This is a genomic window from Streptococcus sp. HMSC078H12 (genome assembly GCF_001814615.1).
Taxonomy (GTDB): Bacteria; Bacillota; Bacilli; order Lactobacillales; family Streptococcaceae; genus Streptococcus; species Streptococcus salivarius_F.
Map to the genome: position 1 here is coordinate 1 of NZ_KV817317.1, position 18,866 is coordinate 18,866.

An 18,866-nucleotide genomic window follows, 5' to 3' on the forward strand; every position below is an offset into this window, starting at 1 on the left:
TTTTCGTCACCCACTACAGTTGACAAGGAGCCAAATTAAATAGGTCTGGAACAATTGTTCCAGACCTTATTTATCTTTGGGTACAAAAAAACTCAAGCTATACAACTTGAGGTGTCTTATCACTCCGCCAGTAGGACTCGAACCTACGACATCATGATTAACAGTCATGCGCTACTACCAACTGAGCTATGGCGGATAAAACTGCTAAGTAGCAAAAATAGTCCGTACGGGATTCGAACCCGTGTTACCGCCGTGAAAAGGCGGTGTCTTAACCCCTTGACCAACGGACCAAGTTCTGAGATTTTTATCTCGTTAACACTCTTATTATTATATCAGAGTATTCGATTTTGTCTATACTTTTTTTCAAAAAAAATATTAAATTTTGCTAAATTTATTCGAATTTTACGTTAGTTTTTATCTTGCTTTTACAAAGTATTGACATGTTGCTATATATTTTGTAAACTAATAGAGTTATTGGTCCCATAGCTCAGCTGGATAGAGCATTCGCCTTCTAAGCGAACGGTCGCAGGTTCGAATCCTGCTGGGATCAGATAAAAAACGCAATCTAGAATCTCTAGTTGCGTTTTTCTTTTGCCTCGATAAATAGGAAATAGTTTAAAACAAGCAAGGGAAGCAAAGTCGTATATAGGCTGTATTCATGTAAATATTGAGCAAACCAAGTTGAGGCTGCAACTCCTACCATAAATGTAAAGATGATAATAGTAGTGTAAGAAGCTTGTTTAAGCACTTTGGGATCCCCCTCGTCAATAGCCCTGGCAACGGTTAAAGAGGTATTCGTAATATTACCAGTCATCATGAAGGAAGCATAATTTACCCCTCTGACGCGCTTAAAAATCCCTACCTGAAGAGAGGCAAAAAATGCCAAGCCTGCAATCGTAATAGTAGAATCAACGTAAGGTGTAATAATGGCGAGAATAGTCATCAAGAGAAAGGCAAGTCTAATCGCTTGCAAATGCCATCCCCATTTATGGTTAATGAGCCACTTCTTAACAAAAAAAACAAAAAACTGACCTAAAACAAAGAAAAAAATAGGTATCACATAGCTGAAAGCTCTTGCAATATGCCCCTCAACAAGATGAATAACCAAATAAAGGAGATTACCTGTCTGAATACTTGCAAATCGTCCGTCTTGAGTATTGTAAGTATAGGCATCAATGAAGCCCCCTATATAACTTACTAGAGTTGCTACCCGTAATCCTTCAAAAACACGATAGGAGCGTTTTTTCATTCTGAACATGTCTGTTTCCTTCTTCTACTTATGGTAAGGACTTCCCTGCTGAATCATGAATGCGCGATAAATTTGTTCTACTAATACAAGGCGCATAAGCTGATGAGGGAACGTTAAGAGACCAAAACTCATTAATTGATTAGCCCTCTTTTTCACTGTAGGAGAGAGTCCCAAACTTCCCCCTATAATAAAAGTAATATCTGAATAGCCTCTAAGAGTCGCTTGCTCTAACTCTTTAGCAAATTGTTCTGAGGGAAATTGTTTTCCTTCAATAGCTAAGGCAATGACATAATCACGATCACCTACTTTAGCCAAGATACGCTGTCCCTCTTTGTCTAGGATAGCTTTATTTTCAGCTTCGCTTGCATTATCTGGCGTCTTTTCATCCGTTAATTCTATAGACTCAAATTTTGTAAAGCGTCCTAGTCGTTTGACATACTCCGCAATGCCATCTTTCAAATATTTTTCTTTCAATTTTCCAACGGTAATCAATTTAACTTTCATAGGCTTATTATAGCACATATCCACAATCTTTTAACACCTTATCCACACCTTTTTACTGTTAAGAATCTTTAGTTATCCCTATAAAATAGCTTCTTATCTACACTTTTTGAAACTTATCCACAGACTGTTGATAACTGTTTTTTAAAATCACTTTATGATATAATTAAGCTTACTTTGATATGTTTATCAAAAAGGAGGACTAAACGTGAAAAAATTTAACTGGAAAAAAATAGTAGCGCCAATTGCAATGCTTGTTATTGGCTTACTAGGTGGTTTACTAGGTGCCTTTATCCTACTAACAGCAGCAGGGGTATCTTTTACCAATTCAACCGATACAGGTGTTAAAACAGCTAAGACCGTATACAGTAATACAACAGATACAACTAAAGCTGTTAAGAAAGTACAAAATGCCGTTGTTTCTGTCATCAATTACCAAGAAGGGTCATCTTCAGATTCTCTAAATGAACTTTATGGCCGTATCTTTGGTGGAGATGATAGTTCTGATTCTAGCCAAGACAAATCAAAAGATTCTGATGGGTTGCAAGTCGCTGGTGAAGGTTCCGGTGTCATCTATAAAAAGGATGGTAAAGAGGCTTATATCGTAACCAACAACCACGTTGTCGATGGCGCTAAAAAACTTGAAATCATGCTTTCAGATGGATCAAAAATTACTGGTGAACTCGTTGGTAAAGATACTTACTCTGACCTAGCAGTTGTCAAAGTTTCTTCAGATAAAATTAAAACCGTAGCAGAATTTGCAGACTCAAACTCTCTCACAGTCGGTGAGAAGGCAATTGCTATCGGTAGCCCACTTGGTACCGAATATGCCAACTCAGTAACAGAGGGAATCGTTTCTAGCCTTAGCCGTACCGTAACTATGCAAAACGACAATGGTGAAACTGTTTCAACAAATGCTATCCAAACAGATGCTGCCATTAACCCTGGTAACTCAGGTGGTGCCTTAGTCAATATCGAAGGTCAAGTTATCGGTATTAACTCAAGTAAAATTTCATCAACGTCAGCAGTCGCTGGTAGCGCCGTTGAAGGTATGGGATTTGCCATTCCATCAAACGATGTTGTCGAAATCATCAATCAATTGGAAAAAGACGGTAAAGTTACACGACCAGCCCTAGGAATCTCAATGGCCGATCTTAATAGCCTTTCTAGCAGTGCAACTTCTAAATTAGATTTACCAGATGATGTGAAAGCTGGAGTTGTAGTCGGCAGCGTTCAAAAAGGTATGCCAGCTGACGGTAAACTTCAAGAAAATGATGTTATCACTGAAATTGACGGTAAGGAAATCAGCTCAAAAACTGATATTCAAACCAATCTTTACAGCCATAGTATTGGAGATACAATCAAGGTAACCTTCTATCGTGGTAAAGAGAAGAAAACTGAAGAACTTAAATTAACAAAATCTACAGAAGACTTGTCTGACTAAGTCGTTGACAAATCTGTCAAAAGACCTTTACAATAATGTAAAGGTCTTTTTTGGAAAGGAATAACATGCAAGAACAACTCAAAGCTTTACCTATTAGTGACATCTATCCCAATCCTTTTCAACCTCGTATAGAGTTCTCTGATGAAGAATTAGCGGAGCTAAGCCAATCGATTGCAGAAAATGGACTAATACAGCCAATCATTGTCCGAAAATCGGATATTATTGGTTATGAACTAATTGCTGGGGAAAGACGTTTACGTGCCTGTAAACGTCTAGGAATGACAGAAATCCCTGCAGTTGTAAAGGAAGTTACAGATCAAGAGAGTCGTAAACAAGCTATTATTGAAAATTTACAACGATCGAATCTCAATCCCATTGAAGAAGCAAAGGCCTATCGTAGTTTAATTAATGAGCTAGCTTATAGTCACGAGGAACTGGCGAAAGCTATGGGGAAATCCAGACCTTATATCAGTAACGCTCTCAGACTCCTCCAACTTCCCCAAGAGATACAGACGAGTATCGAAAATGGCAAACTGAGTCAAGGACATGCTAGAGCACTTTTAGCTGTTGAGGATACAAAAAAGCAATTAACTATCTATCATCAGGTCCTTACTGAAAAATGGTCAGTTCGTACCCTGGAAAAAAGACTTCAAGAACTTCCAAAAAAACAAAAATCAAAAAAAGATATTCATATAAAAGATAAAGAAAAAGAACTGGAAAAATCACTTGGTCTCCCCGTTACTCTTCGTTATCACAAAAATCACTCTGGAACTATTCAGATCCACTTTTCGACGGAAGAAGATTTTAACAGAATTATCAACAAGCTTATTTGACCTGTGAATTGAGGAGAAAAAAGAAACAAACTTATCCACATCATAAAATGGTTGCCCTCCCTTTATTTGAGAGGGTTTCTTTTTTTATTCACAACTTGTGGATAACTCTTGTGCACAATGTGAATTGTCTTTTTTCCTTGTGGATAACTTAGGGAACTTTTATCTTCGGACCTGTGGAAAACTTTTTTGTTTTATGATAGAATCAGAGAACAAGAATAAAGAAGGAGAATTGATGGAATGACCGAAAAAGAGCATTTTTTTTGGAATAAGCTCTTAGAGCTGGCCAAAGAGGAACTAACACAAGCCACTTTTGATTATTATGTCCTAGATACCAAGCTCATCAAAGTTCAAGATAACGTTGCTACAATTCTGCTTGAGGAAGTCAAAAAGCTATTCTGGGAAAAGAATATGCAATCTTTCATTTTGATGGCTGGTTTTGAAGCCTATAATAGTGAAATCAAAGTTGAGTACGTCTTTGACGAAGCACTCTTAAACGAGGCAAATTCAACTGTAACAAACAATGACTTTGGCAATAAAAAGGAACAGCAAACACCTGCTCTTCCTACATTGGACTCTGACTTGAATAGTAAGTACACCTTTGATAATTTTATTCAGGGGGATGAAAACCGTTGGTCAGTTGCTGCATCTTTAGCTGTAGCTGATTCACCAGGAGCTACGTATAACCCTCTATTTATTTATGGAGGACCTGGTCTCGGAAAAACTCACTTACTCAATGCCATTGGTAACAAGGTCTTACATGATAATCCTCAAGCACGTATCAAATACATTACTGCAGAGAATTTCATTAATGAATTTGTTGTCCATATCCGTTTAGATAAAATGGATGAACTAAAACTTAAATACCGTCATCTGGACGTTCTCTTAATTGATGATATTCAATCATTGGCTAAAAAATCAACGCAAGCCACTCAAGAGGAATTTTTCAATACTTTCAATGTCCTTCACAATAATAATAAACAAATTGTCCTGACCAGCGACCGTAATCCAGATCAATTGAACGAGATGGAAGAGCGTCTTGTCACGCGCTTTAAATGGGGGTTAACCGTTAATATCACACCACCCGACTTTGAAACGCGAGTGGCCATTCTTACTAATAAGATTATGGACTATGATTATCATTTTCCTCCTGAAACAATTGAGTATTTAGCTGGCCAATTTGATTCAAATGTCCGTGACTTAGAAGGGGCCTTAAAAGATATTAGCTTAGTTGCCAATGTTCGCCAGTTAGATACTATCACAGTTGAAGTAGCTGCCGAAGCCATTCGCGCACGTAAAATGGATGGTCCTAAATTAACTCTTATTCCGATTGAGGATATCCAAACTGAGGTAGGAAAATTTTATAATGTCACTGTAAAAGAGATCAAGGCAACTAAACGAACACAAAATATTGTCTTGGCACGTCAGGTAGCCATGTATCTTGCGCGTGAAATGACTGATAACTCCCTTCCAAAAATTGGAAAAGAATTTGGCGGAAGAGATCACTCAACTGTCTTACATGCATACAATAAAATCAAAAATATGATTGCTCAAGATGACAGTTTACGCATTGAAATTGATACCATCAAAAACAAGATAAAATGACACTTGTGGATAACTATTAAAAATTATCCAAACTTTTCCACAGGCTGTGCACAAGTTTAAAGCCTTGATAAAACTATGTTTTGTAGACTTATGCACAGTGTCCACAAGACCTACTACTACTACTAAAATAATACTAATAAAATAAAGGAGCATCATGATTCAATTTGCGATTAATAAAGCTTATTTCTTACAAGCACTTCATACAACTCGCCGTGCTATTTCTTCTAAAAATGCTATCCCAATTCTATCAACGATTAAAATCGAAGTTACCAAAGATGGTATCTATTTGACAGGATCAAATGGGCAAATCTCAATTGAAAATAGTATCTCAGTTTCAGAAGAAAATGCAGGCCTATTAATTACGCAGCCAGGTAGTATCCTTTTGGAAGCAAACTTTTTCATTAATGTTGTCTCAAGCTTGCCTGATGTTACCCTTACTTTTGAAGAAATCGAACAATACCAAGTTTTACTGAAAAGTGGTAAATCAGAAATTACCTTGAAAGGGAAAGATGTCGAACAATATCCCCGTATTCAGGAAGTTGATAGCTTGACGCCATTACTCATGGACACAAAAGTGTTAAAATCTATCATTGCTGAAACTTCATTCGCAGCAAGCACACAAGAAAGTCGTCCAATTTTAACTGGGGTTCACTTTGTTCTTTCAAATCATAAAGATCTCAAAGCTGTAGCAACAGACTCTCACCGAATGAGCCAACGTCAACTTGTTTTGGAGCATTCTGCGGATAACTTTGATGTTGTAATCCCAAGTCGCTCACTTAAAGAATTATCGGCAGTCTTTAGCGATGATATTGAAAACTTAGAGGTTTTCTTCTCAGCAAATCAAATTCTATTCCGTAGTGAAACAATTTCTTTCTATACACGTCTACTTGAAGGAAATTATCCAGACACGAATCGTCTCTTGTCTGATTCATTTGAAACAGAAGTTGTTTTCGAGACTGCTAGCCTTCGTTCTGCTATGGAACGTTCATATTTGATTTCTAATGCTAGTCAAAGTGGTACCGTCAAACTCGAAATCATCAATGGCAGTGTCAGTGCCCATGTTAATTCACCAGAAGTCGGAAAGGTGAATGAGGATATTGATGTGCAAGATGTTTCTGGTAGTGATTTGGTCATTAGTTTCAACCCAACCTACCTAATAGATGCTTTGAAAGCTCTTAAGAGTGAGACTGTCCGTGTACGTTTCATTTCACCGGTGCGTCCATTTACTTTGACGCCAGCAGATGACAGTGAGAATTTTATTCAATTGATTACACCTGTAAGAACAAACTAAAATCGAAAAAGTTATCCACTGTGGATAACTTTTTTACTAGAGAGGGAGTTTATGTACCAAATTGGAAGTTTAGTTGAAATGAAAAAACCACATGCTTGTACCATCAAAGCAACAGGAAAAAAAGCTAATGAATGGGAAGTGACCCGTCTTGGAGCTGACATTAAGATTCGTTGTACGAATTGTGATCATGTGGTTATGATGAGTCGTCATGATTTCGAAAAGAAACTTAAGAAGGTTTTATAACAGACATTGGGGAGTCTATATAATGAGGTTCTTGTGTTAAGAAAATTAGTTTACTAGCAATATAAAAACTTTCTAGAGTCCCTAATTATCTTCTTTATAGCATTCTTTGCCTTGCTTTCCTTTTTATGATTCTCAAAGGGAAGTTGCCTATTTTTAACAATTTTTGTGTTATAATTAACTGAATTACTTTTTTATGGAGAAATAAATTAATGGCTTTAACAGCAGGTATCGTTGGTTTGCCAAACGTTGGTAAATCAACTCTTTTCAATGCAATTACAAAAGCGGGTGCGGAAGCTGCTAACTATCCTTTCGCGACAATTGATCCAAACGTCGGAATGGTTGAGGTACCAGACGAGCGTTTGACGAAACTGACTGAACTTATTACCCCTAAAAAGACAGTTCCAACCACATTTGAGTTCACAGATATTGCGGGTATCGTAAAAGGAGCATCAAAGGGTGAAGGTCTTGGAAATAAGTTCTTGGCGAACATTCGTGAAGTAGATGCTATTGTCCATGTCGTTCGTGCTTTCGATGATGAAAATGTTATGCGTGAACAAGGGCGTGAGGATGCCTTTGTAGATCCTATGGCCGATATCGATACAATCAACCTAGAATTGATTTTGGCTGACCTTGAATCAATTAACAAACGTTATGCGCGTGTCGAAAAAATTGCGCGTACACAAAAAGATAAAGATTCTGTGGCAGAGTTTAATATTCTTCAAAAGATTAAACCTGTTCTAGAAGATGGTAAGTCTGCACGTACGATTGATTTTACTGAGGAAGAGCAAAAAATTGTTAAGGGACTCTTCCTCTTGACAACAAAACCAGTACTTTATGTGGCTAACGTTGATGAAGACCAAGTCGCAAATCCTGATGATATTGATTATGTCAAACAAATTCGTGAGTTTGCAGCGACTGAAAATGCAGAAGTAGTTGTTATCTCGGCACGTGTTGAGGAAGAAATTTCTGAATTGGATGATGAAGACAAAGAAATGTTCTTGGAAGACCTTGGTTTGACAGAATCAGGAGTTGATAAACTGACACGCGCAGCCTATCACTTGCTTGGTCTTGGAACTTACTTTACTGCTGGTGAGAAAGAAGTACGTGCTTGGACCTTTAAACGCGGCATCAAGGCTCCACAAGCAGCAGGAATTATCCACTCTGACTTCGAGAAAGGCTTTATCCGTGCTGTAACCATGTCTTACGATGATCTCATTAAATATGGTTCTGAGAAAGCTGTTAAGGAAGCTGGTCGCCTTCGTGAAGAAGGAAAAGAATATGTTGTCCAAGATGGCGATATTATGGAATTCCGTTTCAACGTTTAGAAAATAAAAAATAGTGCACAAGGCTGAAAAGTATTTTTCAGTCCTTTTGCTGTTTATCAAAGAGGAGAAATAATGACAAAATTAGTAGTTGGCTTGGGAAATCCTGGTTCAAAATACCATGAGACACGTCACAATGTTGGTTTTATGGCTATTGACCTAATGGCTAAGGAACTGGGATTAACCTTTTCTGAAGAAAAGACCTTTAAGGCTGAAGTGGCTTCGACCTTTTTAAACGGTGAAAAGGTTTATTTTGTGAAACCAACGACCTTTATGAATCTATCTGGTCTAGCTGTTAGAGCATTGCTAGCTTATTACAATATTCCCATGGAGGATTTTATCGTTATTTACGATGACTTAGATATGGAAGTTGGGAAACTGCGCTTTCGTCAAAAAGGTTCAGCAGGTGGTCATAATGGGATTAAATCTATTATTGCTGAAACTGGCACTCAAGAATTTGACCGTATAAAAATTGGTATTGGTCGCCCACAGAAAGGAATGACGGTCGTTAATCATGTCCTTGGAAAATTTAGTGAAGATGATTATGCCACAATTTTACTGACTTTAGACAAGGTAGAGACGGCCCTCAATCATTACCTTAAAACCAATGATTTCGAAGACACCATGAGGCGTTATAATGGCTAATACCCTATTAGATCTTTTTGAGAAGAATCCTCAATTGCTTGAGTGGCGTGATAAAGTAACTTTATTGAGTAGACAGTTGGTTATGGGATTTTCTGGTTCCAGCAAGGCAGTTGTCATGGCATCTGCCCTTTCTGAGCAGGTTCCTAAGATTCTAATCGTTACTTCAACACAAAATGAAGCTGAGCAACTAACAGGAGATTTGTCAGCTATCTTAGGAGAGGATAAGGTTTATTCTTTTTTTGCAGATGATGTAGTAGCTGCAGAGTTTATCTTCGCTTCTCCAGAAAAGACCCATTCTCGTCTCGAAAGTCTTAATTTTTTAATAGATAAAGAGGCCAGTGGGGTTTTGGTCACGAGTTTAGTTGGGACTAAGTTACATTTGCCTAACCCTAAGGTTTATAAAGACTCTCGTATTAACTTAGCACTAGGGGAAGAACATGATTTAGAGGCTCTCAGTAAGCATCTGACTCATATTGGATACCAAAGGGTAGAGCAGGTTCTCTCCCCTGGTGAGTTCAGTCGTAGGGGCGATATTTTAGATATTTATGAACTGACTGCAGAACTCCCCTACCGTTTAGAATTTTTTGGAGATGAGATTGATGGTATTCGTCAGTTTGATAGCGATAGTCAGAAATCTTTAGATAATTTAGAGCATATTATCGTATCTCCGGCAGATGATATTATCTTAACAAGAGAAGATTACCAACGTGCTGAGAAGACCCTAGAAAGTGCGGCCTCAAAGGCAGAAGGTCCTCATAAGGCTTACCTTGAGGAGGTTCTGTCGGTTACGATTGATGGTTACCGTCATAAAGATTTACGTAAGTTTTTGTCTCTCTTTTATGATAAAGCTTACACCTTATTTGACTACCTTCCAAAGGAAACTCCTGTATTCATTGATGATTTTCAAAAGATAGTGGACCGCCATGGACGTCTTGAGTTGGAAGTGGCTAATCTTTTAACTGAGGATCTTCATCAGGGCAAGTCTCTGAGTCATCTAAATTACTTAGTGGATTCATTTAAGACTTTACGTAACTATCAGCCAGCTAGTTTCTTTTCGAATTTTCATAAGGGATTGGGAAATCTTAAATTTGATAAGTTGTATCAATTCACGCAATACCCTATGCAAGAGTTCTTTAACCAGTTCCCACTTCTAGTTGATGAAATACATCGCTATACCAAGAATAAGGCAACAGTTATTTTACAAGTGGGGTCTGAGAAGCAGCTCAAATCTTTGAAGGAAACCTTGGAAGAATATGATTTAGATTTACCCCTTAGTAGCTTTGGAGATTTGATACCTCATAAGCCTCAGTTAGTCCTAGGAAACTTATCCAATGGTTTTTACTTTGCGGATGAAAAGCTTGTTCTTGTCACTGAACGTGAGATTTTTCATAAAAAAGTAAAACGTCGTGCGCGTGCCAGTCACGTTTCCAATGCTGAGCGTCTCAAAGATTACAATGAACTCGAAAAGGGTGATTATGTTGTACACCAGACTCATGGTATCGGGCAATTTAAAGGTATCGAGACTATTGAGATTAAAGGGGTGCATCGTGACTACTTGACCATCCAATATCAGGATGCTGCAACAATTTCTCTACCTGTTGAGCAGATTGAGAGTCTCTCTAAGTATGTGTCAGCGGACGGGAAAGAGCCTAAAATTAATAAACTCAATGATGGGCGTTTCCAAAAAACTAAACAAAAAGTAAGCAAGCAAGTAGAGGATATTGCCGATGATCTCTTAAAACTTTACGCTGAGCGTAGTCAACTTAAAGGTTTTGCATTTTCACCAGATGATGATAATCAAAGGGATTTCGAAGATGATTTTGCCTATGCTGAGACAGAAGATCAATTGCGTTCTATCAAGGAAATTAAGGCAGACATGGAGTCAGACAAACCCATGGATCGTCTCTTGGTTGGTGATGTTGGTTTTGGTAAGACAGAGGTAGCTATGCGTGCTGCCTTCAAGGCGGTCAATGATGGAAAGCAAGTTGCTATCCTAGTTCCTACAACAGTTCTTGCCCATCAGCATTATTTGAATTTTAAAGAACGTTTTGAAAATCATGCTGTTGAGGTAGATGAACTCAGTCGTTTTAGAAGTAAAAAAGAGCAAAATGAGACTATTGAAAATTTAGCTAAAGGGCGTATTGATATTATTATCGGTACCCACCGCCTGCTGTCCAAAGATGTTAAGTTTTCTGATTTAGGCTTGCTAGTAATTGATGAAGAACAACGTTTTGGCGTGAAGCATAAAGAGAAACTTAAGGAGTTGAAAGCTAAGGTTGATGTCCTTACTCTAACTGCGACACCTATTCCTCGTACGCTTCATATGTCTATGTTAGGTATTCGTGATTTGTCGATTATTGAGACAGCACCTACCAACCGTTATCCAGTTCAAACTTATGTTATGGAAACCAATCCTGGTCTTATTCGAGAAGCGATATTAAGAGAGATGGACCGAGGCGGCCAGATTTTTTATGTTTATAATCGTGTTGAAACCATTGATCAAAAAGTTTCTGAACTACATGAGCTAGTCCCTGAAGCACGTATCGGATTTGTTCATGGTCAGATGAGTGAGGTTATGTTGGAGAATACCCTCTTGGATTTCTTGAATGGTGATTACGATGTTTTGGTAGCAACGACTATTATCGAGACAGGGATCGATATCTCCAACGTTAATACGCTCTTTATTGAGAATGCAGATCATATGGGCTTATCTACTCTTTATCAGTTGAGAGGTCGTGTGGGGCGTAGTAATCGAATTGCTTATGCCTATCTCATGTATCGTCCTGACAAAGTGTTGACGGAAGTCTCTGAGAAGCGATTGGATGCTATTAAGGGCTTTACAGAACTGGGATCAGGTTTCAAAATTGCCATGCGTGACTTATCAATTCGTGGTGCCGGGAACATTCTTGGTGCTTCTCAAAGTGGATTCATCGATTCAGTCGGGTTCGAAATGTACTCACAACTCCTGGAAGAGGCTATCAATAAACGTCAAGGTAAAATTCAAGTTCGCCGTAAAGGAAATGCAGAGTTCAATCTTCAGATTGATGCTTACCTCCCTTCCGACTATATTTCTGACGAGCGCCAAAAAATTGAAATTTATAAGCGTATTCGAGAAATTGAGAATCAGAAAGACTATCAAGACCTTCAAGATGAGCTTATTGACCGCTTTGGAGAATATCCAGACCAAGTTGCCTATCTCATTGAGATTGGTCTGGTTAAGGCTTATTTGGATGCTGCCTTTGCAGAATTAGTTGAGCGTAAGAACGATACTATTATTGTTCGTTTCGAAAAAGCCTCTCTCAAATTCTTCTTGACTCAAGATTATTTCGAAGCCATCTCTAAAACGCATTTAAAAGCAAAAATCAGTGATAACCAGGGGAAAGTAGAGATTACTTTTGATGTTCGTAACAAGAAAGACTATGAAATTCTTGAAGAATTAAAGATTTTTGGACAGACATTTATGGAAATCAAAGAACGTAAAGAAAAAAAAGAAGCTTAAGGAAAGTTTAAGTAAGTCTCTCTATACTATAAAACATCCTAAAACTTTTCTTTTTCATAAATCTCCTGAGAGGGTCGACTAGTGTCGATCCTCTTATTTTTGTATTGAAAAGGCTTTAGTCCCCTATTTTCTAAAAAAAATGCTATCATAGAAGAGATATCCTAACGAAAAGGAAACAGTAACATTGAGATTAGACAAATATTTAAAAGTATCACGAATTATCAAACGCCGTCCAGTGGCTAAAGAAGTGGCTGATAAAGGGCGTATAAAAGTAAATGGTGTACTCGCTAAGTCATCTACAGATTTAAAAATTGGTGACCAAGTGGAAGTTCGTTTTGGAAATAAACTCTTGACTGTCCGTGTTCTAGAAATGAAAGATAGTACGAAAAAAGAAGATGCGGCAAAAATGTACGAGATTATAAGTGAAACAAGGATTGAAGTAGATGAGCAAGAAGCCTAATATTGTACAGCTTACGAATGATTACATTGATAGTGCCAATCAAGAGCAACGATTAGAGCGTGCCGAACACGAACAAAGGAATCGCTTTATGGGGTGGATTCTCTTTGTGGTTGTTTTACTCTTTATCTTGCCAACCTATAATCTGGTTGAGACCTATATGAATATCAAACAGCAAGAGAAGGAAGTCTTGTCGCTTCAGAAAGACTATGATAAATTGTCGGATCAGACAAAGGAACGAAAGGATTTGGCTAAGAAACTTAAGGATGATGCTTTCGCCGAGAAATATGCGCGTGCTAAGTACTATTATTCACGTGAAGGAGAGTCAATCTATCCTGTACCAAGCTTATTACCCTAATGAAAGATTTACTAAAAACTGTAGAAACTTTTTTAACCTATTCAGAAGCCAAGTTAGAGGAACTATCAGAAAAAAATCAGCAACTTAAAACGGAATTACCGAGGAAAGAGGAGGTGAAGAAGCAAGCATGAAAAAGCTCTTAATAGCTGCAACTGTTGTGCTTGTATCTTCTAGCCCCCTGGTCTTACTTCCTATGGAGAAGGAGCTAACTCTGACCCCAAAACAGGTCCAAAAATTGACTCAAAATACTACAGCTAGCTTGACTCAATTTAAACAGATTCCTAAAAATCCAAGAACGATAACAACTATCCTAACTTACAAGAACAAGGATTTAACAGAATTTAAAACCAGTATCCAAGCGGATACCAAACTATCGATTTCTGCTATTTTTTGGAATGCTAAAGGTGAGCCTGTTTTCCAACTTCAAGATGGTGATTATGTAGCCGCTAGTCAGAAATCAATTGTAGACGACAGTATCTATAATCGAAAACCAGTAGATATGACCTTCTGGACTAAAGATGGTTTAACGGTATACAAAGAACCTTACGTTTTAGGAACTGAAAAAGCTGACTCCAAACTCGCTAGTTTTAAACCCATTAAGGTTAGCCAAGCAGCTCAGACGCATGCAGGGACTTATTATTTGGTAGACGGAGAGGGGTGGATTAACGCTTCTGATTTATCAACGACTGACAATCGCATCGAGGCTGTTCAAAAAGTCCTTAATGAGAAGTATAACAATCAAGAGCGCATCTCAGTTTATGTTAAACAGCTTGATACGGACCGAGTAGCTGCTATCAATGACGAAAAAAGCATGTATGCAGCAAGCGTAGCCAAGCTTGGAGTACTCTATTATGCACAGGAACGTCTGTCCCAAAAGAAATTATCATTATCAGATGAGTATCAATATACCTCTGCTGTAAATGGTTTTCCAGGTGCCTATGATCCAGATGGTTCTGGAAAGATTAGTAAGATGCCTGATGATAAGAATTATAGCTTGGAAAATCTGTTAAAGGCTGTAGCCCAAAACTCAGATAATGTAGCGACAAATATATTAGGTTATTATGTAACCAATCAGTATGACAAGGCCTTCCAAAAATCAGTAGATAAAGCCGCAGCGACTTCGTGGAATATGGATAAAAAGGAGTTGACTGCTAGAGCCGCAGGTACTTTGATGGAGGCTGTTTATAGACAAAATGGAGATATTATCAATTATCTTTCAAGTACGGACTATGATGGCGAACGTATTTCCAAAAACATTGATGTTCCCGTCGCTCATAAAATTGGTGATGCCTACGACTTTAAACATGACGTCGCTATTGTTTATGCAGATTCTCCCTTTATTCTATCGATTTTTACGGATAAAGAGGGCTATGACAAAATCACCTCAATTGCAGATGATGTTTATGGAATTTTAAAATAATGACACAAAAATTGTTGCAAATGATGCAAGCCAAGGGTTATTTTAACCAGCACAAGAAAATTTTAGTAGCAGTATCAGGTGGAGCAGACTCTATGAGTTTGCTGCACTTTTTGTATAACCATCAAAAAGATTTGGATATTCAGTTGGGAATTGCTCACGTTAACCATAAACAACGACAAGAGTCGGAGCATGAAGAAGCGTATTTACGTCATTGGGCAGAGGAACATAAGGTCCCTTTTCACCATAGTGCCTTCTCAGGAAAGTTTTCAGAAAATGCTGCCCGTACCTTTCGCTATGAGTTTTTTAAGCGGGTCATGAAAGATTATGATTACTCTGCTCTTGTAACAGCCCATCATGCAGATGATCAAGCAGAGACGATTTTTATGAGACTGTTGAGAGGAAGTCGTTTAAGACACCTGACAGGAATTTCAGCTATCAGACCATTTGGTACTGGTCAGATTATTCGTCCCTTTTTGCATCTTACGAAAGATCAGCTTCCAGTAACTTTCCATTTTGAAGATAGGAGTAATATGTCACTAGCCTATCTTCGGAATCGTATCAGATTGACCTATCTTCCTACCTTATCTCAGGAAAATCCTAAATTTAAGGAGCACCTTTGTCTTTTAGCCGAGGAGATTGGTCTTATGAAGCAAGCTTTAGGGGAGTTAACAAAGAATATTACTATTACTGATTTATCTGTTTTTCAGCAACAGTCAGATGCTGTCCAGATCTTTCTTCTTCAGAACTATTTAGATACCTTTCCTGATTTACAGCTTTCTAAAGGCCAATTTAATCAATTGATAAGTTATCTAAGGAAAAATGTTTCAGGAAAGATCCCCCTAAAAAATGGTTACGAACTAGTAAAAACACAGACTTCTTTCCTTATAAGGAAAGAAGAGGCTATCTCTTTATCCCCTCCTTGTCTCTTAGAATTTGGAAAATCTGTTGAGTTTGAGGATTATACCTTGACTTTTTCAGAATTCAATGACGTTTCTAACACAGATGCTATTAGCATTTGGTCAGATGCCCCAATAGTGATTCGTCATAGAAAAGAAGGCGATAAGATTGACCTTGGTAGTCACCATAAAAAATTAAGACGACTGTTTATAGACAATAAGATTTTAGAGAAGGATCGTCAAAAAGCCATTGTAGGAGAACAAGATGGTCATATTATTTTTCTTTATGTTGCTGGGCGTCTCTATTTGAAAAAAAGACCTGAAAATGCTATACTTTATGGCACTGTAGTCATTTATAAGAATTTCTAATCAAATACCATGTTCAAATAACGATGATTGAAGTAAAAGTGGTATAATAACAGAATATTGACTTCGAGAAAGGGAACCCAAATGTTAGAAAAAGACATTAAAAAAGTCCTCTTTTCCCAAGAGGATATCGTAGCTAAAACTAAAGAACTAGGACAACAACTGACAGAGGATTATGCGGGGAAAAATCCTCTTCTAGTCTGTGTTTTGAAAGGTGCTGTTCCATTTATGGCAGAACTTATCAAACATATTGATACCCATATTGAGATGGACTTTATGGTCGTTTCAAGTTATGGTGGCGGAACTGTCAGCAGTGGTGAAGTAAAGATTCTTAAAGATGTTGACACTAATGTTGAAGGACGAGACATCATCTTTATTGAAGATATCATTGATACAGGTCGTACGCTCCTTTATCTTCGAGATATGTTCAAGTACCGTAAAGCCAATTCAGTCAAAATCGCAACTCTTTTTGATAAACCAGAGGGTCGTGTTGTTGATATTGAGGCAGATTACGTATGTTATGATGTCCCTAATGAATTTATCGTTGGTTTCGGACTAGACTATGATGAAAAATACCGTAACCTCCCTTATGTCGGTGTCCTAAAAGAAGAAATTTATACAAAATAAGTAAAGGTCTAATTAATTTATGAATAATAAAAATAATAATGGCTTCTTACGGAATGCTTTTCTCTACATCATAGTTATTATTGCGGTTGTAACTGGAGTACAATACTTTGCAGGAGGAAGCCAAAGCCCAAGTCAACAATTGTCTTACACACAGTTGGTTAAGAAAATTGAAGATGGTAAGGTAAAATCTATCACTTATCAGCCAGACGGTAGTATCATTGAAGTTAAAGGTAGCTACAAAAAGGCTGAGAAGGTTGATACTGACCTTAGTCTACCATTTTTAGGTGGTGCATCATCAGAGACACGTAGCTTTACGTCAACTGTGCTTCAGAATGAAACAACCATGCAGGCATTGCAATCAGCATCAGAAGCAGCTGATGTTAATGTTAAAATGATACGTGAAAGTTCAAGTGGTGCTTGGATTTCATATCTTTTTAGTTACATACCTTTGATTGGGATTGCCATTTTCTTCCTTTTCATGATGAATCAAGGTGGTAACCGTGGAGCTATGAACTTTGGCCGCAATCGTGCTAAGACACAATCAAAAGAGAATATTAAAGTTCGCTTTACAGATGTGGCTGGTGCTGAAGAAGAAAAAGAAGAACTTGTAGAAGTTGTAGATTTCCTCAAAAATCCACGTAAATACAAGGCACTGGGTGCACGTATCCCTAAAGGTGTCCTCCTTGAAGGTCCTCCAGGGACAGGTAAAACTCTTCTTGCTAAAGCTGTAGCTGGTGAAGCAGATGTTCCTTTCTTTAGTATCTCAGGTTCTGACTTTGTAGAGATGTTTGTCGGTGTCGGAGCAAGTCGTGTTCGTAGTCTTTTTGAAGACGCTAAAAAGGCTGAACGTGCTATTATCTTTATTGATGAAATCGATGCGGTTGGGCGTCGTCGTGGTACTGGAATGGGCGGTGGTAACGACGAACGCGAACAAACCCTTAACCAACTGTTGATTGAAATGGATGGTTTTGATGGAAATGAGAATATCATTGTCATTGCTGCAACCAACCGTAGTGATGTTCTTGACCCAGCCCTCCTACGTCCAGGACGTTTTGACCGTAAAGTTCTTGTCGGTCGCCCAGATGTAAAAGGCCGAGAAGCTATCTTGAAAGTCCATGCCAAGAATAAACCATTGGCTGAAGATGTTGACCTTAAAGTTGTTGCTCAACAAACTCCAGGTTTTGTTGGAGCTGACTTAGAGAATGTCTTGAATGAAGCAGCCCTAGTTGCTGCACGACGTAGTAAGACTAGAATTGATGCTAGTGATATCGACGAAGCAGAGGATCGTGTTATTGCTGGACCATCTAAGAAAGACCGCCAAGTTTCAGAACACGAACGTAAAGTTGTGGCTTACCATGAAGCAGGTCATACAATTGTTGGTTTAACACTTTCTAGCGCTCGTGATGTTCACAAGGTTACTATTGTTCCACGAGGTCGCGCAGGTGGTTATATGATTTCTCTACCAAAAGAGGATCAGATGTTGTCATCTAAAGATGAGCTAAAAGAACAATTGGCAGGACTTATGGGTGGACGTGTTGCAGAAGAAATTATTTTCAACGTTCAAACATCAGGTGCTTCAAATGACTTTGAGCAAGCAACACAGTTAGCACGTGCAATGGTTACTGAATATGGTATGAGCGAAAAACTTGGACCAGTCCAATATGAAGGTAATCATGCGATGAATCCAGGACAATTTACGACAGACAAGTCTTACTCAGCTCATACAGCTCAACTTATTGACGAAGAAATTCGATCACTTTTAGTTGAGGCACATGACAAAGCAGCTGAAATTATCAATGCAAATCGAGAAACACATGCTCTTATTGCAGAAGCTTTGCTTAAGTATGAAACACTTGATGCTGCACAAATCAAGTCAATTTATGAGACTGGTAAGATGCCGGAGGATTCTCTTGGAGATTCAGAAGAAGATAACCATGCCCTATCTTACGACGAAGTCAAAGAAAGAATTGAAAATAAAAATAAAGATGAAGAAGAGTAAGGAGTTTTACTCTTCTTTTTTAGTTGAATCGAGAGAAGAATACCATTAAAAACATTATAAAAAAAGAAAATTAAAATCACTGAAAGTTATTGACAAGACAAGTGAGGGATGATA

The 18,866-nt window shown here is 38.0% G+C and carries 17 protein-coding genes and 3 tRNA genes; 16 read left to right on the forward strand and 4 right to left on the reverse strand.

Annotation, left to right across the window (positions count from 1 at the left end; all coding sequences use genetic code 11):
* Positions 1-122 precede the first annotated feature (122 nt).
* Positions 123-196, reverse strand: a tRNA-Asn gene (locus tag HMPREF2979_RS04255).
* Between the two features lie 22 nt (positions 197-218).
* A tRNA-Glu gene (locus HMPREF2979_RS04260) sits at positions 219-290 on the reverse strand.
* Positions 291-476: 186 nt separating this feature from the next.
* Between HMPREF2979_RS04260 and HMPREF2979_RS04265 the strand changes: the two genes are divergently transcribed.
* Positions 477-550 (forward strand) — tRNA-Arg (locus tag HMPREF2979_RS04265).
* 24 nt (positions 551-574) lie between these two features.
* Here HMPREF2979_RS04265 and HMPREF2979_RS04270 read toward each other — a convergent pair.
* Both HMPREF2979_RS04270 and rlmH read right to left on the reverse strand, forming a co-directional pair.
* The gene (locus HMPREF2979_RS04270) at positions 575-1,258 is read right to left on the reverse strand and encodes a YoaK family protein (RefSeq protein ID WP_002883977.1); all 684 of its coding nucleotides are present in this window, start codon (positions 1,256-1,258) and stop codon (positions 575-577) included.
* A gap of 15 nt (positions 1,259-1,273) precedes the next feature.
* Entirely contained in the window at positions 1,274-1,753 is a 480-nt protein-coding gene (rlmH, locus tag HMPREF2979_RS04275) for a 23S rRNA (pseudouridine(1915)-N(3))-methyltransferase RlmH (protein ID WP_014632473.1), read from the reverse strand.
* Between the two features lie 205 nt (positions 1,754-1,958).
* Here rlmH and HMPREF2979_RS04280 point away from each other — a divergent pair, with 205 nt between their 5' ends.
* From HMPREF2979_RS04280 to ftsH, 15 genes are all read left to right on the forward strand, one after another.
* Positions 1,959-3,194 (forward strand): S1C family serine protease, encoded by a 1,236-nt coding sequence (locus HMPREF2979_RS04280; protein WP_070439652.1) that lies wholly within the window; start codon positions 1,959-1,961, stop codon positions 3,192-3,194.
* A 65-nt stretch (positions 3,195-3,259) separates the two neighbouring features.
* A complete protein-coding gene (locus tag HMPREF2979_RS04285) occupies positions 3,260-4,027 on the forward strand; it encodes a ParB/RepB/Spo0J family partition protein (protein ID WP_014635206.1) in 768 nt (255 codons plus the stop codon).
* A 237-nt stretch (positions 4,028-4,264) separates the two neighbouring features.
* Positions 4,265-5,629 carry a chromosomal replication initiator protein DnaA gene (dnaA, locus tag HMPREF2979_RS04290; RefSeq protein WP_049553505.1) on the forward strand — a complete coding sequence of 455 codons (1,365 nt, stop codon included), beginning with the start codon at positions 4,265-4,267 and terminating at the stop codon, positions 5,627-5,629.
* Between the two features lie 154 nt (positions 5,630-5,783).
* Complete coding sequence (dnaN, locus tag HMPREF2979_RS04295) at positions 5,784-6,920, forward strand: DNA polymerase III subunit beta (protein WP_014633747.1); 1,137 nt, start codon at positions 5,784-5,786, stop codon at positions 6,918-6,920.
* A 51-nt stretch (positions 6,921-6,971) separates the two neighbouring features.
* Positions 6,972-7,163, forward strand: coding sequence for a DUF951 domain-containing protein (locus tag HMPREF2979_RS04300; protein ID WP_002886272.1), 192 nt, complete (start codon positions 6,972-6,974; stop codon positions 7,161-7,163).
* Between the two features lie 209 nt (positions 7,164-7,372).
* Positions 7,373-8,488: a redox-regulated ATPase YchF gene (gene ychF, locus HMPREF2979_RS04305; RefSeq protein WP_002883967.1), complete on the forward strand. Its 1,116-nt coding sequence runs from the start codon at positions 7,373-7,375 to the stop codon at positions 8,486-8,488.
* Between the two features lie 72 nt (positions 8,489-8,560).
* Positions 8,561-9,130: an aminoacyl-tRNA hydrolase gene (gene pth / locus HMPREF2979_RS04310; RefSeq protein ID WP_013989873.1), complete on the forward strand. Its 570-nt coding sequence runs from the start codon at positions 8,561-8,563 to the stop codon at positions 9,128-9,130.
* Positions 9,123-12,629, forward strand: a complete 3,507-nt coding sequence (mfd, locus tag HMPREF2979_RS04315; RefSeq protein ID WP_070655308.1) for a transcription-repair coupling factor — start codon at positions 9,123-9,125, stop codon at positions 12,627-12,629. Before pth ends, mfd begins: the two co-directional genes overlap by 8 nt.
* A 184-nt stretch (positions 12,630-12,813) precedes the next feature.
* Positions 12,814-13,089: an RNA-binding S4 domain-containing protein gene (locus HMPREF2979_RS04320; protein ID WP_002948594.1), complete on the forward strand. Its 276-nt coding sequence runs from the start codon at positions 12,814-12,816 to the stop codon at positions 13,087-13,089.
* Positions 13,073-13,444, forward strand: coding sequence for an FtsB family cell division protein (locus HMPREF2979_RS04325; protein ID WP_037597264.1), 372 nt, complete (start codon positions 13,073-13,075; stop codon positions 13,442-13,444). Before HMPREF2979_RS04320 ends, HMPREF2979_RS04325 begins: the two co-directional genes overlap by 17 nt.
* Positions 13,444-13,575 (forward strand): SP_0009 family protein, encoded by a 132-nt coding sequence (locus tag HMPREF2979_RS04330; RefSeq protein WP_002883955.1) that lies wholly within the window; start codon positions 13,444-13,446, stop codon positions 13,573-13,575. The genes HMPREF2979_RS04325 and HMPREF2979_RS04330 overlap by 1 nt, the downstream gene beginning before the upstream one ends.
* Complete coding sequence (locus tag HMPREF2979_RS04335) at positions 13,572-14,864, forward strand: serine hydrolase (RefSeq protein WP_070655310.1); 1,293 nt, start codon at positions 13,572-13,574, stop codon at positions 14,862-14,864. The genes HMPREF2979_RS04330 and HMPREF2979_RS04335 overlap by 4 nt, the downstream gene beginning before the upstream one ends.
* The gene (tilS, locus tag HMPREF2979_RS04340) at positions 14,864-16,129 is read left to right on the forward strand and encodes a tRNA lysidine(34) synthetase TilS (protein WP_070655312.1); all 1,266 of its coding nucleotides are present in this window, start codon (positions 14,864-14,866) and stop codon (positions 16,127-16,129) included. The genes HMPREF2979_RS04335 and tilS overlap by 1 nt, the downstream gene beginning before the upstream one ends.
* Positions 16,130-16,210: 81 nt before the next feature.
* Complete coding sequence (gene hpt / locus HMPREF2979_RS04345) at positions 16,211-16,753, forward strand: hypoxanthine phosphoribosyltransferase (RefSeq protein WP_002883962.1); 543 nt, start codon at positions 16,211-16,213, stop codon at positions 16,751-16,753.
* A 19-nt stretch (positions 16,754-16,772) separates the two neighbouring features.
* Positions 16,773-18,752, forward strand: coding sequence for an ATP-dependent zinc metalloprotease FtsH (gene ftsH / locus HMPREF2979_RS04350; protein ID WP_070655314.1), 1,980 nt, complete (start codon positions 16,773-16,775; stop codon positions 18,750-18,752).
* Positions 18,753-18,866: the final 114 nt, after the last annotated feature.